The organism is Glutamicibacter sp. AGC46, from assembly GCF_053543715.1.
The window spans coordinates 37,541-50,564 of sequence record NZ_JBLVOJ010000010.1 but is presented as its reverse complement, the minus strand read 5'-3'; the positions used below and the strand labels follow the sequence as shown (position 1 = coordinate 50,564).

Annotated in this window: 14 protein-coding genes; 6 read left to right on the top strand and 8 right to left on the bottom strand. The window is 64.7% G+C overall.

From position 1 onward, the window contains the following. Window positions 1-29: 29 nt before the first annotated feature. The 3 genes from prpB to ACNPM8_RS05020 are packed head-to-tail and all read right to left on the bottom strand — an operon-like array spanning window position 30 to window position 3,128. A complete protein-coding gene (gene prpB / locus ACNPM8_RS05030; RefSeq protein WP_332487338.1) occupies window positions 30-959 on the bottom strand; it encodes a methylisocitrate lyase in 930 nt (309 codons plus the stop codon). A 1-nt stretch (window position 960) separates the two neighbouring features. Further along, a complete protein-coding gene (locus ACNPM8_RS05025; protein WP_105659036.1) occupies window positions 961-2,478 on the bottom strand; it encodes an MmgE/PrpD family protein in 1,518 nt (505 codons plus the stop codon). Then, window positions 2,475-3,128 (bottom strand): GntR family transcriptional regulator, encoded by a 654-nt coding sequence (locus ACNPM8_RS05020; RefSeq protein ID WP_448939404.1) that lies wholly within the window; start codon window positions 3,126-3,128, stop codon window positions 2,475-2,477. Before ACNPM8_RS05020 ends, ACNPM8_RS05025 begins: the two co-directional genes overlap by 4 nt. Before the next feature lie 188 nt (window positions 3,129-3,316). Here ACNPM8_RS05020 and ACNPM8_RS05015 point away from each other — a divergent pair, with 188 nt between their 5' ends. Then, window positions 3,317-5,233, top strand: coding sequence for an AMP-binding protein (locus ACNPM8_RS05015; RefSeq protein WP_448939403.1), 1,917 nt, complete (start codon window positions 3,317-3,319; stop codon window positions 5,231-5,233). A gap of 13 nt (window positions 5,234-5,246) precedes the next feature. Here the strand turns inward: ACNPM8_RS05015 and ACNPM8_RS05010 are convergent, their stop codons facing one another. Next, complete coding sequence (locus ACNPM8_RS05010) at window positions 5,247-5,996, bottom strand: response regulator (RefSeq protein WP_388025411.1); 750 nt, start codon at window positions 5,994-5,996, stop codon at window positions 5,247-5,249. A 14-nt stretch (window positions 5,997-6,010) separates the two neighbouring features. Continuing rightward, complete coding sequence (locus ACNPM8_RS05005; RefSeq protein WP_388025409.1) at window positions 6,011-7,717, bottom strand: sensor histidine kinase; 1,707 nt, start codon at window positions 7,715-7,717, stop codon at window positions 6,011-6,013. Window positions 7,718-7,884: 167 nt separating this feature from the next. Between ACNPM8_RS05005 and ACNPM8_RS05000 the strand changes: the two genes are divergently transcribed. The 3 genes from ACNPM8_RS05000 to ACNPM8_RS04990 all read left to right on the top strand — a co-directional run bounded on the left by ACNPM8_RS05000 (window position 7,885) and on the right by ACNPM8_RS04990 (window position 10,363). Continuing rightward, window positions 7,885-9,183, top strand: coding sequence for a cation:dicarboxylate symporter family transporter (locus tag ACNPM8_RS05000; RefSeq protein WP_105659041.1), 1,299 nt, complete (start codon window positions 7,885-7,887; stop codon window positions 9,181-9,183). 115 nt (window positions 9,184-9,298) lie between these two features. Further along, the gene (locus ACNPM8_RS04995) at window positions 9,299-9,910 is read left to right on the top strand and encodes a DUF459 domain-containing protein (protein WP_332498100.1); all 612 of its coding nucleotides are present in this window, start codon (window positions 9,299-9,301) and stop codon (window positions 9,908-9,910) included. Between the two features lie 9 nt (window positions 9,911-9,919). Continuing rightward, a complete protein-coding gene (locus tag ACNPM8_RS04990; protein ID WP_105662547.1) occupies window positions 9,920-10,363 on the top strand; it encodes a cytidine deaminase family protein in 444 nt (147 codons plus the stop codon). Window positions 10,364-10,379: 16 nt separating this feature from the next. Here ACNPM8_RS04990 and ACNPM8_RS04985 read toward each other — a convergent pair whose 3' ends face one another. From ACNPM8_RS04985 to ACNPM8_RS04975, 3 genes are all read right to left on the bottom strand, one after another. Continuing rightward, a complete protein-coding gene (locus tag ACNPM8_RS04985; RefSeq protein WP_105659044.1) occupies window positions 10,380-10,730 on the bottom strand; it encodes a VOC family protein in 351 nt (116 codons plus the stop codon). Window positions 10,731-10,799: 69 nt separating this feature from the next. Beyond that, window positions 10,800-10,970, bottom strand: coding sequence for a maleylpyruvate isomerase N-terminal domain-containing protein (locus tag ACNPM8_RS04980; protein ID WP_105662611.1), 171 nt, complete (start codon window positions 10,968-10,970; stop codon window positions 10,800-10,802). Window positions 10,971-11,014: 44 nt separating this feature from the next. Continuing rightward, complete coding sequence (locus ACNPM8_RS04975; RefSeq protein ID WP_448939402.1) at window positions 11,015-11,395, bottom strand: hypothetical protein; 381 nt, start codon at window positions 11,393-11,395, stop codon at window positions 11,015-11,017. 186 nt (window positions 11,396-11,581) lie between these two features. Here ACNPM8_RS04975 and ACNPM8_RS04970 point away from each other — a divergent pair, with 186 nt between their 5' ends. Together ACNPM8_RS04970 and ACNPM8_RS04965 are read left to right on the top strand one after the other, a co-directional pair. Then, window positions 11,582-12,478 carry a ParA family protein gene (locus ACNPM8_RS04970; protein ID WP_013348536.1) on the top strand — a complete coding sequence of 299 codons (897 nt, stop codon included), beginning with the start codon at window positions 11,582-11,584 and terminating at the stop codon, window positions 12,476-12,478. Beyond that, window positions 12,478-13,024, top strand: a 547-nt coding sequence (locus ACNPM8_RS04965; protein ID WP_448939401.1) for a segregation and condensation protein A, incomplete at its 3' end; no start/stop codon positions are given. The genes ACNPM8_RS04970 and ACNPM8_RS04965, both read left to right, overlap by 1 nt.

The window sequence follows — 13,024 nt, the reverse complement described above, 5'->3', positions numbered from 1 at the left end:
CCCCCAGGGGGTAGTAGGTGCTTGCGAGCCTAGAGGTTCGCGCTGTTGGAATCAATGTCCAGGGTTGGGACCTGGAAGTTGAAGATTCCGGTGTCGAAGCGGTTGTATGCCTCGTAGTCCACGAGCTCGTACAAACGTGACCTGGTCAACATGCTATCCACTTCACGGGCCTGGGTGCCATCCTCGCTGATGGCATCCAGTACGCGTTCAGCCGCGCCCATTGCGCTGCGCAGCAAGGTGACCGGATAGATGATCAGCGCGACGCCTGCATCGGCCAGTTCCTGGCGGTTGAACAGCTCGGACTTGCCGAACTCGGTCATGTTCGCCAGTACCGGCACGTCGACCGCGTTGCATACTGCCTCGAATTCGGCGACGTTCTTCATCGCCTCCGGGAAGATCGCGTCGGCACCAGCATCGACCATCGCCTTGGCACGGTCGATCGCCGCATCCAGGCCATCGACCGCACGGATATCGGTGCGGGCCATGATCAGGAAGTTCTCATCGATGCGTGCATCAGCGGCAGCGGCGATGCGCTTGAGCATGGTGTCGGTATCCACCACATTCTTGCCATCCAGGTGCCCGCAGCGCTTCGGGTTGAACTGGTCCTCGATGTGGCAGCCGGCCAGGCCGGCGTATTCGAGTTCCTGGATGGTGCGGGCCACGTTCATCGGCTCGCCGAATCCGGTGTCGGCATCCACGATCGCCGGCAGGTCAGACATGCGCGCGATCTGCCCGGCGCGGGTTGCTACCTCGGTCAGCGAAGTCAGGCCGATATCCGGCAGGCCCAGGTCGTTGGCCAGCACGGCACCGGAGATGTAGATTCCGTCGAACTGCTTCTCGCTGATCAGCTTGGCCGAGAGCGGGTTGAAGGCTCCGGGGAACTGGCGGGCAGCGCCCGGGGTGAGCATCTCGCGCAGCGCAAGGCGCTTTTCTGCGGGGGTCCTGGTCGAGTACAGCATGCTAGAACAGGCCCTTCGGTGCGGCCGCGGCGTCGATGACGCCCGCTGCGGCGGCGATGTTCAGCTGGTCCAATTCGCCGGCGGCCAGGTTTTCCAGGTTTTCCGCGGCCGCGATGAAGCGGTCGATCTCGGCGTCGTCCACCAGGCCGGCGGCCAGGGTGCGGAACTTGTTGATGTACTGCTCGCGGGCGAAGGGACGGGCGCCCAGCGGGTGCGCGTCCGCAACGGCGATTTCGTCGGTGATCACGGTGCCATCGTTCAAGGTGATTTCCACCGAGCCGCCGAAAGCCTTCTCGGCAATATCCAGCGAGTGGTAGCGGCGGGTCCATTCGGCATCTTCTTCGGTGGCCACCTTGTTCCACAGCTCCACGGTGTCGGCGCGGCCGGCACGCTCTGGCGAGTAGGAATCCACGTGGTGCCATGCGCCATCCTGCAGGGCGACGGTGAAGATGTACGGGATCGAGTGATCCAGGGTCTCGCGCGATGCGGTTGGATCGTACTTCTGCGGGTCGTTGGCTCCGGAACCGATGACGTAGTGCGTGTGGTGGCTGGTCTTGATCAGCACCGACTTGACGTTCTGCGGGTCGGTGGCCTCCGGGTGCTCGCCATGCAGCTTGCGGGCCAGGTCGATCCAGGCCTGCGCCTGGTACTCGGCCGAATGCTCCTTGGTGTAGGTGTCCAGGATGGCGCGCTTGGCTTCGCCGGCCTCTGGCAGCGGCACCTCGTAGGCGGCATCCTTGCCGTCGAGCATCCAGGCGATCACGCCGTCTTCGCCTTCGTAGATTGGCACGGGGGAAGTCTGGCCGCGCATCGCGCGGTCGGCAGCCTCGACGGCCATCTTGCCGGCGAAGGCCGGGGCATGGGCCTTCCAGGTGGAGATTTCGCCCTTGCGCGACTGGCGGGTGGCGGTGGTGGTGTGCAGGCCCTGGCCAACGGCCTGGAAGATGGTCTCGACATCCAGCCCCAGCAGGGTGCCGATGCCGGCAGCGGCCGATGGGCCCAGGTGCGCTACGTGGTCGATCTTGTGCTTGTGCAGGCAGATGGCCTTGACCAAGTCCACCTGGATCTCGTAGCCCGTGGCGATGCCGCGGATCAGGTCCTTGCCCGAAGCTCCGGTGTGCTGGGCAACCGCCAGGATCGGCGGGATGTTATCGCCCGGGTGGGAGTACTCGGCAGCCAGGAAGGTGTCGTGGTAATCCAATTCGCGCACGGCCACCCCGTTGGCCCACGCTGCCCATTCCGGGGAAACCTTCTCGGAAATGCCGAAGACGCTGGCGCCCGCACCGCCGGTGGATGGCGCGTGGGACAGTGCCTGGGCACGGGCGGCAACGATCGGCCCGCGGTTCAGCGAAGCGATCGCGACCGAAGCATTGTCGATGATGCGGTTAATGATCATGCCGGCCACTTCTGCGGTGACCTCTACCGGATCGGCAGCAACCGTGGCGATCTTATGTGCCAGCTGGTCTTCGCGAGCCAGGTTTTCCTCTGAGCGGTATACGCGTACGGGGTGGTTGATCATGGTAACTGCCTTTCTGATCCGGCCGCATGGGCCATGATGTGGGTGAAGGATTCGTGCAGGTGAACTGTGGTGGCCGCGGCCGCGACCTCTGGGTTTCCGCTGGCGATTGCCCTGGTGATGGCCGCGTGCTCGGAAGCGGAAGCCTTGAGCCTTTCGGGATTGTCCTTGGCCATGCGCCGCACCCGTTGCAGGTTCACCCGCAAGGTGCGCAGGGCGTTGGACAGGTAATTATTGCCAGCTGCTTCGTCGATGGACTCGTCCAGCAGCTGCACCAGCTGGTAGTAGGACTCCCGGGATCCGGGAAGCTCCACCTCCGTGAGAGCTGCTTCGAAGCGGCTGGCCAGCTGCGTGAAGGCCGATCGCTGCGCGGACTTGGCAGCTTCGCGTGCGCTGGCGCATTCCAATGCCAAGCGCAGTACGAACAGGTCTTCCACGTGGTCCTCGCTGACCTCGGAGACGACAGCGCCGCGTCCGCGATGCTGAACCGCCAAGCCGTCGGCGACCAGCCGGCCCAAGGCCTCGCGCACCGGAGTGCGGGAAACGCCCAGGCGCTCTGACTGTTCCACTTCGGCCAGGACGGTCCCTGGAGCCAGGCGCCATTCGACAATGTCGGCGCGGAGGCTCTCGTAAACCTTGTCGCTTGCTCTCATGGCTCCAGTGTATACATGAAACCCGAAAATGTGTGAGTTGCGCCAAATTCTTTTGGTATTTTTTCGAAATCTGTATACAAAGTGGTTGCGGTGATGTGATCGTACTCATACAGTTAACGCCAAGAGGACGACCTCAACCACCACACAGGTGCCGGATGATGATGCCCCGGTGCCAGGAGGAGAGAACCATGGTGCAGGAATACCGCCAGGCCTATGACCAAGCCACCAATGACCCCGCCGCATTCTGGCTGCAAGCTGCCCGGGATATCCATTGGGACAAGGCGCCGCGGATTGCGCTGGATGATTCGCGCAAGCCGCTGTATGGCTGGTTCCCGGATGGCATGCTGAACCTTTCGGCCAATGCGCTGGACCGCCACGTCGAAGCCGGACGCGGAGAGAGCGCCGCCTTGGTCTACGATTCGGCAATGCTGGGCACCGCCACCACCTACTCGTACTCCGAACTGCTGCGCGAAGTGGAAATCTTCGCCGGCGTGCTGGCTGGACGCGGCGTGAAGGCCGGTGACCGCGTGCTGGTCTACCTGCCGATGATCCCGCAGGCGGCCATCGCGATGCTTGCTTGCGCACGCCTGGGTGCAATCCACTCGGTGGTCTTCGGCGGCTTCGCGCCCAAGGAACTGGCGGCCCGCATCACCGACTGCGCCCCGGTCGCGATCATTACCGCCTCCGGCGGCATCGAGCCAAGCCGCCGCATCGAATACCTGCCGGCAGTGGCCGAAGCGCTGGGCCTGGCCGAGCCTGCGGTCAGGGACGTGATCGTTGCCCACCGCGATGGCTTCGAGCACGGCCTGGACGAATACCAGGCAAAGCCGGTCAACGGCCAGCAGATCAATTGGCTGGACTGGGAAGAGCAGGCGAAGACCGCCTCGCCGGCCGGGCCGGTCTCCGTGCCATCCACCCACCCGCTCTACGTGCTCTACACCTCGGGAACCACCGGTGCCCCCAAGGGCGTGGTGCGCGACACCGGCGGCTACGCCACGGCCCTGCAGTACTCCATGAACGCGGTCTACGACGTGCATCCGGGAGACACCATGTTCACCGCCTCCGACGTGGGCTGGGTGGTCGGACACTCCTACATCGTCTATGCGCCGCTGATCGCCGGGGCCACCACGGTGCTCTACGAGGGCAAGCCCATCGGCACTCCGGATGCCGGCGCGTTCGGCCGGATCATCGAGGACCACAAGGTCACCACGATGTTCACCGCGCCGACTGCGCTGCGCGCGGTGCGCAAGGCCGACCCGGAAGGCGCGATGATCGCCAGCCACGATCTGTCATCGCTGCGTGCGCTGTTCGTCGCCGGCGAGCGGCTGGATCCGGATACCTACCACTTCGCCTCGAAGCTGCTGGGCATCCCCGTGGTGGATAACTGGTGGCAGACCGAAACCGGCTGGCCGATCGCGTCCAACCCGCTGGGCCTGGAAGAGCTGCCTGCCAAGGCCGGTTCGCCGACCACCCCGGTACCGGGGTTCGACGTGCAGATCCGCGATGCGCTGGGCGAGCAGCTCGGCGCGAACCAGGAAGGCAACATCGTTGTCCGGCTGCCCTTGCCGCCCGGCGCCTTGACCACCCTGTGGGGCAACGACCAGCGCTTCATCGACACCTACCTCTCGCAGATCCAGGGGTGCTACCTCACCGGCGATTCCGGCTTCCTGGACGACGACGGCTACCTGTTCGTCATGGGGAGAACCGATGACGTGATCAACGTGTCCGGGCACCGCCTGTCCACCGGTGCCATGGAGCAGGTGCTGGCCAGCCATCCCGCCGTGGCCGAATGCGCGGTGATCGGCCTGGCCGACGCGCTCAAGGGCCAGCGGGCCAGCGGCTATGTGGTGCTCAAGTCCGGTGTGCAGATCCAGGAGGAAACGCTGAAGAAGGAAATCGTCGCGCTGGTGCGCCAGCATATCGGCGCGGTGGCCGACTTCCGCGAAGTCACCGTCGTGGCGGCGCTGCCCAAAACCCGTTCGGGCAAGATCCTGCGCAAGACCATGCGGCAGATTGCCGATGGCAAGGAATACTCGGTCCCGTCGACCATCGAGGACACCGCGGTGCTCGACGAGCTGGTGCCGCTGCTGCGTCCCGAAGCCTAGGGGAAACCAGAGCCTAGCTGCGCGAGGCTGCCCGGTATTCGTATTCCGGGCGGCCTCGTGTGCCATGCCGGGGCTGCTTGACCACGGCCTTGACCTCGGCAAGATGCTCCAGATAGCGCCGGGCGGTGACCCGGGAGATGCCCAGCTCTTCTCCGAGCTCGGTCGCTGACAGGCAGGTATCGGGCTTGCTGCGCAGATGGTCGGTGATCTGCGCCAGCGTTTCCGGAATCAGCCCCTTGGGCAGGGACGCGGAAGCGCTGGTGGTGCGCAGGGCCGAGAACGCATTATCCAGCGCGGCCTGGCTGGTATCCGGGCCGGTGGAGCTGATCTCGGAAATGAACCGCCGGTGGTTCTCCAATTTCTCGCTGAACGCCGCGAAGGTGAAGGGCTTGATCAGGTACTGGGTGATTCCGGTGGCTACCGCCGAACGCACCACAGCCAGGTCCCGCACCGCGGTAATGGCGATGATGTCGGTGGTCAGCCCGCGGCCGCGCATGCGCTTGGCGACGTCGATGCCGTGCAGGTCGGGCAGGGTCATATCCAGCAGGACCAGGTCAAAGGGATCCTGGGCATCGCGGGCCGCGGCCAGGAGCCCGAGCGCCTGCTGGCCGTTGGCGGCAATGGCGCCGGTGGCGAATCCCGGAACGCGGTTGACGTACTTGGCGTGGGAGGCGGCAGTTTGCGGCTCGTCGTCGACCACGAGCACCTTGAAGCTGTGCGAGGCGGTGCCCGGCGGGGGCGTGGCTGCAGGGGATTCGTGCACGGTACCCTCCTGGGCTAGTCGCTGATTCTCAAGGGCAAGGTGACGGTGAAGATTGCGCCGGCATCGTTATCAACACCCATTGTGCCACCTAGCCGCAGCACCGCCTGCTGCACCAGTGCCAGCCCCAGGCCGCGCGGCTGGCCGCCGGCCTTGGTGCTGGCCCCGAAGCGCAGCAGCTGATCGAGGAACTCGGGTTCGATGCCCGGACCGGAATCGGCCACCGCGATGATCAGCTCGTCATCGGCCGCGGCCACTTCCACCCACACCGTCGCGTCCTGGGTGCCCGCCGAAGCATCCAGCGCGTTATCCAGCAGGTTGCCGACGATGGTGACGATGTCGGTGGCGGCAAAGGCATTGCCCGGAATCATGCCCTGCGCGTTGATATCGAGCTTCACGCCGCGCTCATGGGCTTGGGCGGCCTTGGCCACCAGCAGGCTGGAAAGATAGACGTCGTCGATGGAATGCACGATCGCATCGGTGAGCTTCTGCGAATGCTGGCGGTCATCGACCGCGAAGGCCAGCGCCTTGTCGCTCTGGCCATTTTCGATCAGCGTGGCAATGGTGTGCAGGCGGTTGGCATGCTCATGGGTTTGCGCTCGCAGGGCGGTGGAGAAGGTCTTCAGCGATTGCACTTCGCCGGCCAGTTCCTGCACTTCGGTCAAATCGCGCAGCGTCATGACCTGGCCGGTCACCGGCTGGGAACCGAACCAGCGGGCCGGCAGCCCGCCGCGGCGGGGCAACCGCGCGTTGGTCAGGCGGGCCGGGCCCTGGGAAATGGACAGCACGGTGTGGGTGCCCAAATGGATTTCGTCCTTGCAGCTGCGTCCGGTCGCCATCAGGGTGCGCAGGGTTTCGGGGATCTGCACCTGGTCGAGGTCCAATCCGCCGGAAGGCACCTCCTCGGGGAAGCCGAGCAATCTGGAAGCTTCCTGGTTGTAGAGCACGATGCGGTGCCGCCGGTCCAGCAGGACCAGGCCCTCGCGAACCGAGTGCAGGGCCGAGAAGTAGAAGGCGTAGAGCCGGCGCAGCCCGTGCGGGCCGAAGCCGAGCGTGGCCTGGTTGACGTAGCGGGAGAAGGACCATGAGCTGAAACCCGCCAGCAGCAGGGCCAGCGCCGAAACGGTCATGATCTGCGGAAGTTCGCTGCGGTAGATCGACTCCAGGCTCTCCAGCGTGATGCCCGAAGAGACCATCCCCACCAGCTCGCCGTCGTGGTAGACCGGGGCGATGGTGCGCACCGAAAGGCCCAAGGTGCCCGCGGCCACCTCGTTGTGGGTCTGGCCGGCCAGCGCCTGGTTGATGCTGCCCGAATATCCCTTGCCCAGCTGCTCGGGGTCGGGGTGGGTGACGCGCAGGGCATCGGGGGTCATGATCGTAATGAAATCCACGCCTTGCCCGCGGGCCAGGATCTTGTCGGTGTAGGGCTGCAGCTGCTCGGTGGGGTGATCGCCGGCCAGGGCCTGGGACACGAAAGGATCGTTGGCCAGGGTGATGGAAATCGTGGCCACCGTGGCCTGCTTGTCATCCTGGATCACCTGCGCCTGGTGCTGGTAGGTGGCGACCGCCAGGCCCACGACGACGAAGATGACCACCAGCATCTGGGCGGCGAAGATGACTACCGCCAGGGACCAGCCGTCGCGGCTGAGCGGTGCGGGGGAGGCGGCCTCGCGGGTGGGGCGGGCCAGCGACAGGTCGGTGAAATGATCGGTCACTGCGCTCATCTCCTTGTGCTGCCTGGTCCTTGTACTGTTCACCGCGTGACCAATATGAACGCAATGGAGATGCGGATCACTTCGAGCCGCACCATGGATACAGAACGATTCTACGTAATGCCGGCTGTGCAAGGGTGCACGGTTCGGTTCCATGCGCTCACAAGGGTAGGACTACCATGGCTGTCACAGACCAGATGCCGCCGGCAGGCAATTCGCCGCAGGCCGGAACGAAGAAGAAAGACAAGACCCACTGGCTGTACATCATGGTGATTGCCGCCGTGGTGCTCGGCGCAGCGGTCGGCCTGCTGGCCCCGGAGGTGGGCAAGGCCCTCAAGCCCCTGGGCACCGGATTCGTCGCACTGATCAAGATGCTGATCGGTCCAGTCATCTTCTGCACCATCGTCCTGGGCGTTGGTTCCATTGCCAAGGCGGCAACCGTCGGCAAGGTCGGCGGCCTGGCGCTGCTGTACTTCATCACCATGTCCACCTTTGCGCTGGCCATCGGCCTGGTCGTCGGCAACATCATCCACCCGGGTTCGGGGCTGAAGCTCGAGCCGTACGAGTCGGGATCCGGCGGCGGGGAGAACTCCACCGTGGCCTTCCTGCTGGAAATGATTCCGGGCGACATCCCCGTGCTGCCGACCCTGGTGCTGGCCCTGCTGGTCGGCTTCGCGCTGCAGTCCATGGGCAAGTCCGGCGAGCCTGTGCTCAACGCAGTCAAGCACATCCAGGCGGTGGTCTTCCGCCTGATGATGATGATCATGTGGGCTGCCCCGATCGGTGCCTTCGGTGCCATTGCCGCAGTGGTCGGCGCTACCGGCTGGGCCGCCATAGGCTCGATGGCGATCCTCATGGGTGCCTTCTACGTCACCTGCGCGCTCTTCATCGTCGTCGTCCTCGGTTCCCTGTTGCGCCTGGTCACCGGCCTGAACATCTTCCTGCTGCTGAAGTACCTGGCTCGCGAATACCTGCTGATCTTCTCAACCTCATCCTCCGAGTCGGCACTGCCGCGCCTGATCGCCAAGATGGAGCACGCAGGGGTGTCCAAGCCCGTCGTGGGCATCACCGTGCCTACCGGCTACTCCTTCAACCTCGATGGCACCGCCATCTACCTGACCATGGCGGCACTCTTCGTCTCAACGGCCATGGGCATGCCCATGAGCCTGAGCGAGCAGATCGGCCTGCTGGTCTTCATGATCATCGCTTCCAAGGGCGCAGCCGGCGTGACCGGCGCCGGCCTGGCCACCCTGGCAGCCGGCCTGCAGTCGCACCGCCCGGAACTGCTGGACGGCATGGGCGTGATCGTGGGCATCGACAAGTTCATGTCCGAGGCCCGCGCGCTGACCAACTTCACCGGCAACGCCGTGGCAACCTTGCTGATCGGCAAGTGGACCAGGGAGATCGACATGGACCAGGCCAAGGCCGTACTAGCGGGCAGCCTTCCATTCGACGAGAGCAGCGTCGAAGGCCACTAGGACCTTGCTGGAAATCCGTTATCCGACACGTTCGGGTAACGGATTTTCTGCGTCTGGGCGCCTTTGGCAAGATAGGGCCCAGCCGGGCGCAGCAGCCAGCAGGCGGAAAGGCATCATGGGTTCAGCGGTACGAGTGTGCTTTGTCGGCGATTCCTTCGTCGCAGGAGTCGGCGATGAAACCCATCGCGGATGGGCGGGGCGGCTGGTCGCCCGGGGAATCGAACGGGGCCATGGGCTCACCGGCTACAACCTCGGTGTTCGCGGCGATACCAGCGCCATGATCCGGCAGCGATTCGAAGCTGAATGCGCCGCACGCTTTCCGCCAGGGGATTACGCGCCAGGCGTGGTGCTCTGCTTCGGGGTCAACGACGTGATCCGCTGGGACGCGAAGCCGCGGGTGGCCGCCGGAGAACGGATCCAGAACCTCGAGGCCATCCTGGATGCGGCAAAGGAACGCAATTGGCCGGTTCTCATGATCGGTCCGCCGCCGATCGCCGATGATGCATTGAACGCGGAACTGCGCGAGCTGGATGCGCAAATGCGGGCACGGTGCGCATCGAGGAATGTGCCTTATCTAAGCGTGTTCGGGGATCTCGCGGGACATGAGCTGTGGCGCCGCCAAGTGGCCGCCGATGATGGAGCGCACCCGCGCGCAGCAGGCTACGACCTGCTGGCGGGGATGGCCAGCCAGGCTTGGGACCCGTGGCTTGCGGAACTGGGCAGCTAGGCTGGAGCAATGAACGGGACACCGCACCGGCAGCAGTATCGTGCACTGGCAGACGCCGAGGAAGAACTGGTCGAACTCGCCCGGCGGACCATTGAGGCAGCAACCGACGCGCCCGATGGCGGCGACGGGGTGCACACCATGGGTGCCGCGGTGCTGGCTGCCGACGGCGCCATGCACGCGGGCGTGAATTTCTACCACTTCACCGGAGGCCCGTGTGCAGAGCTGGTGGCCTTCGGTGCGGCCCGTGCGGCCGGGGCAAGGGATCCGCAGGTGGTGGTGGCAGTGGGCAACCAGGGGCGCGGCATCAAAAACCCGTGCGGGCGCTGCCGCCAGGTGATGGCTGATAGCTATCCGTGGCTGCGGGTCATCGTCGATACCCCGCACGGGGCGCGCAGCATCGGCATTCGCGAGCTGCTGCCGTTGTCTTTCGACTGGTTGGCCGAGCAAGCCTGAGAGCCTGATGCCCGGCTCAGCGCGAGAGGCCGGGCAAGGGCGAAGCGAGCACCACCCGGTTGCCGTCGGGATCCTGCAGCTGCACGATCCGTGCTCCGCCGCCGGGCTGCGGGCCGTGATGCCCGATGCCCGCATCCAGCAGGCGCGCGGCCTGCGCGTCGAGGTCGGCCACTTCCAGAACCAGCGTGCTGTATCCGGCACGGTCGGGCTCCGCGAAGACCTGGACTCCGAATCCCGGGGCCAGATGCCATTCGAGCAGCCCGTCCATGGGCCGCTGGTCCGGCGCCCGGTTGAAGAGCCGCGCGTACCAGTGCTCGGCTCGGGCCAAATTCGATACCGTGCAATTGCTGAGCATTCCCGTGAACATCTGCCTCGCCCCTTATGCCGCCGGATGCCGGCGCGTGTGGAACCATTCGACCACCGGAATGCGCCAGGATCAAGAACTTATCCGAATAGCCAGCGGATGATCGGGATGGGCACCAGGGCGCTGCCCAGCCGGGGACTCCACGGCAGGATCACCCTCCAGTGCCTGGCCGGTGGCTAGGGCCAGATCGCAGAGGTGGTCAAGCAGTTCGCGTACCGTCCAAGCGGTGCATGGCGCGGGAATCCTGGTTCATGATGATTCCGGTTTTCGGCCCAGAAGCACGCAGGTCAGTGGCCGGCCGCGGTGAGCAGGCGCTGCAGGCGCGGGCCGAACTGGACCTCATGATCCAGAGCCATCAGCTCGTCGATTGACGCGTGCAGCTGTTGCGCAGCGAGAATCGACTGGATGTACTGCCAATAAGCATGCAGCTCCTCGGCCCGTGTCCACCCCGGTGCCGGTTCATCCGGGCCCACCACAACCAACGCGGTTTCGCGGATTCCGGCCGGCGTCACCTGCGCCCATTCTTCGCTGCTGGACCATCCGCGGTCGTCGAGCACCACGATGAATAGCCCGTCGTCCAGTTGGGCCTGGAGGAGCACACGGACCCTTGCCTGCTTGCTGCCTGGCTCGGCTTCCACCCAGCTGGCGAGCTTTTCAATGGTGCGCATCGCGCCCTTCCCGTAAATGCCAGATTGCGTTCAGCTCGCATACAACATTAGAGCTAAGGTTCAAGGTAAAGGCTCGCCGTGGAAGAACCCAAAAAACCAAGATCTTTTGCTTCGACCGATAACCTTGAAAAGAGCTTACAGCTCGAAGAATCAGGTTTATCGAACGGGAAGTGTGGTTTACCCATCGTGAGCGAGGAACAGGGAAACAAGCACCGCGGAGCGGGGATGCTCAAGGAGCCTCGCCCAGTGGGTCCTACTGGCAAGCCATTGACAGATTTCCCCGTGCCAGCACCGTTGCCATCGCACGGCCCGGCACGCGTGATCGCCATGGTGAACCAGAAGGGCGGCGTTGGCAAGACCACCTCCACCATCAATCTCGCCGCCGCGCTCGCCGAGTACGGCCGCAAGGTGCTGCTGGTGGACTTCGACCCGCAGGGCGCGCTGTCTGCCGGCTTCGGAACCAACCCGCATGAAATGGACATCACCGTCTACAACGTGCTGATGGACCGCAAGGTGAAGATCACCGACGCCATCGTGAAGACCGACGTCGAGAACATCGATCTGCTGCCAGCCAACATCGATTTGTCCGCAGCCGAGGTGCAGCTGGTCAACGAGGTCGCCCGCGAGCAGGTGCTGGAACGTGCGCTGCGCAATGTCATCGACGACTACGATGTGGTGCTCATCGACTGCCAGCCATCGCTGGGCCTGCTGACCATCAACGCGCTCACCGCCGCCCATGGCGTGATCATCCCGCTGACCGCAGAGTTCTTTGCGCTGCGTGCGGTGGCATTGCTGATGGAAACCATCGACAAGGTCAAGGACCGGCTGAACCAGGTGCTGGAGTTGGACGGCGTGGTGGCCACCATGTACGACGCCCGCACCCTGCACAGCCGCGAGGTCATCACCCGGCTGGATGAGGCCTTCGGCGACAAGCTCTTCGAGACCGTCATCAAGCGCACCATCAAGTTCGCCGACGCGAACGTGGCCGCCGAACCGATTACTTCCTACGCCGCCAACCACCCGGGCGCTGAGGCCTACCGCAACCTCGCCCGCGAACTGATTTGGCGTGGTGGTGCCCCGTAATGAGCGCCACGCTCAGCGAAGAAGCCGCCACCGATTCCACAACGCCAGCAGGAGCTGAGCAGGAATCGGCTGGCGGTTTTCGCCTTGCCCTGCAGAATTTCAACGGGCCCTTCGATGTGCTGCTGCACCTGATTACCAAACGCGAGCTGGATATTACCGAGGTCGCGTTGGCAGAGGTCACCGACGAATTCATCGCCTACCTGCGCGAGCTGCAAGCCACCAGTGCCGCCGAGGGGAGCGACGGGATGAAGGTGCTCGATGAAACCACCGAATTCCTCGTGGTCGCCTCCACGCTGCTGGATTTGAAGGCGGCCCGCTTGCTGCCGCGCGGCGAAATGGCCGATGAGGAGGACTTCGAGCTGCTCGAAGCCCGCGACCTGCTTTTCGCGCGGCTGCTGCAGTACAAGGCCTTCAAGCAGGCCGCCGAGTTCTTGGGCGAACGCTACGGAATCGAGGGAGCGCGCCATCCCCGCGAAGTCTCGCTGGAACCGCAGTTCGCGGCCCTGCTGCCGGAACTGGTGTTCAGCATCGGGCCCGACGCCGTGG

What these genes read in the sequence shown, in the direction of transcription:
- prpB (WP_332487338.1), bottom strand. Translation starts at nt 959, where the DNA reads ATGCTGTACTCGACCAGGACCCCCGCAGAAAAGCGCCTTGCGCTGCGC.
- ACNPM8_RS05025 (WP_105659036.1), bottom strand. Translation starts at nt 2,478, where the DNA reads ATGATCAACCACCCCGTACGCGTATACCGCTCAGAGGAAAACCTGGCT.
- ACNPM8_RS05020 (WP_448939404.1), bottom strand. Translation starts at nt 3,128, where the DNA reads ATGAGAGCAAGCGACAAGGTTTACGAGAGCCTCCGCGCCGACATTGTC.
- ACNPM8_RS05015 (WP_448939403.1), top strand. Translation starts at nt 3,317, where the DNA reads ATGGTGCAGGAATACCGCCAGGCCTATGACCAAGCCACCAATGACCCC.
- ACNPM8_RS05005 (WP_388025409.1), bottom strand. Translation starts at nt 7,717, where the DNA reads ATGAGCGCAGTGACCGATCATTTCACCGACCTGTCGCTGGCCCGCCCC.
- ACNPM8_RS05000 (WP_105659041.1), top strand. Translation starts at nt 7,885, where the DNA reads ATGGCTGTCACAGACCAGATGCCGCCGGCAGGCAATTCGCCGCAGGCC.
- ACNPM8_RS04995 (WP_332498100.1), top strand. Translation starts at nt 9,299, where the DNA reads ATGGGTTCAGCGGTACGAGTGTGCTTTGTCGGCGATTCCTTCGTCGCA.
- ACNPM8_RS04990 (WP_105662547.1), top strand. Translation starts at nt 9,920, where the DNA reads ATGAACGGGACACCGCACCGGCAGCAGTATCGTGCACTGGCAGACGCC.
- ACNPM8_RS04985 (WP_105659044.1), bottom strand. Translation starts at nt 10,730, where the DNA reads ATGTTCACGGGAATGCTCAGCAATTGCACGGTATCGAATTTGGCCCGA.
- ACNPM8_RS04975 (WP_448939402.1), bottom strand. Translation starts at nt 11,395, where the DNA reads ATGCGCACCATTGAAAAGCTCGCCAGCTGGGTGGAAGCCGAGCCAGGC.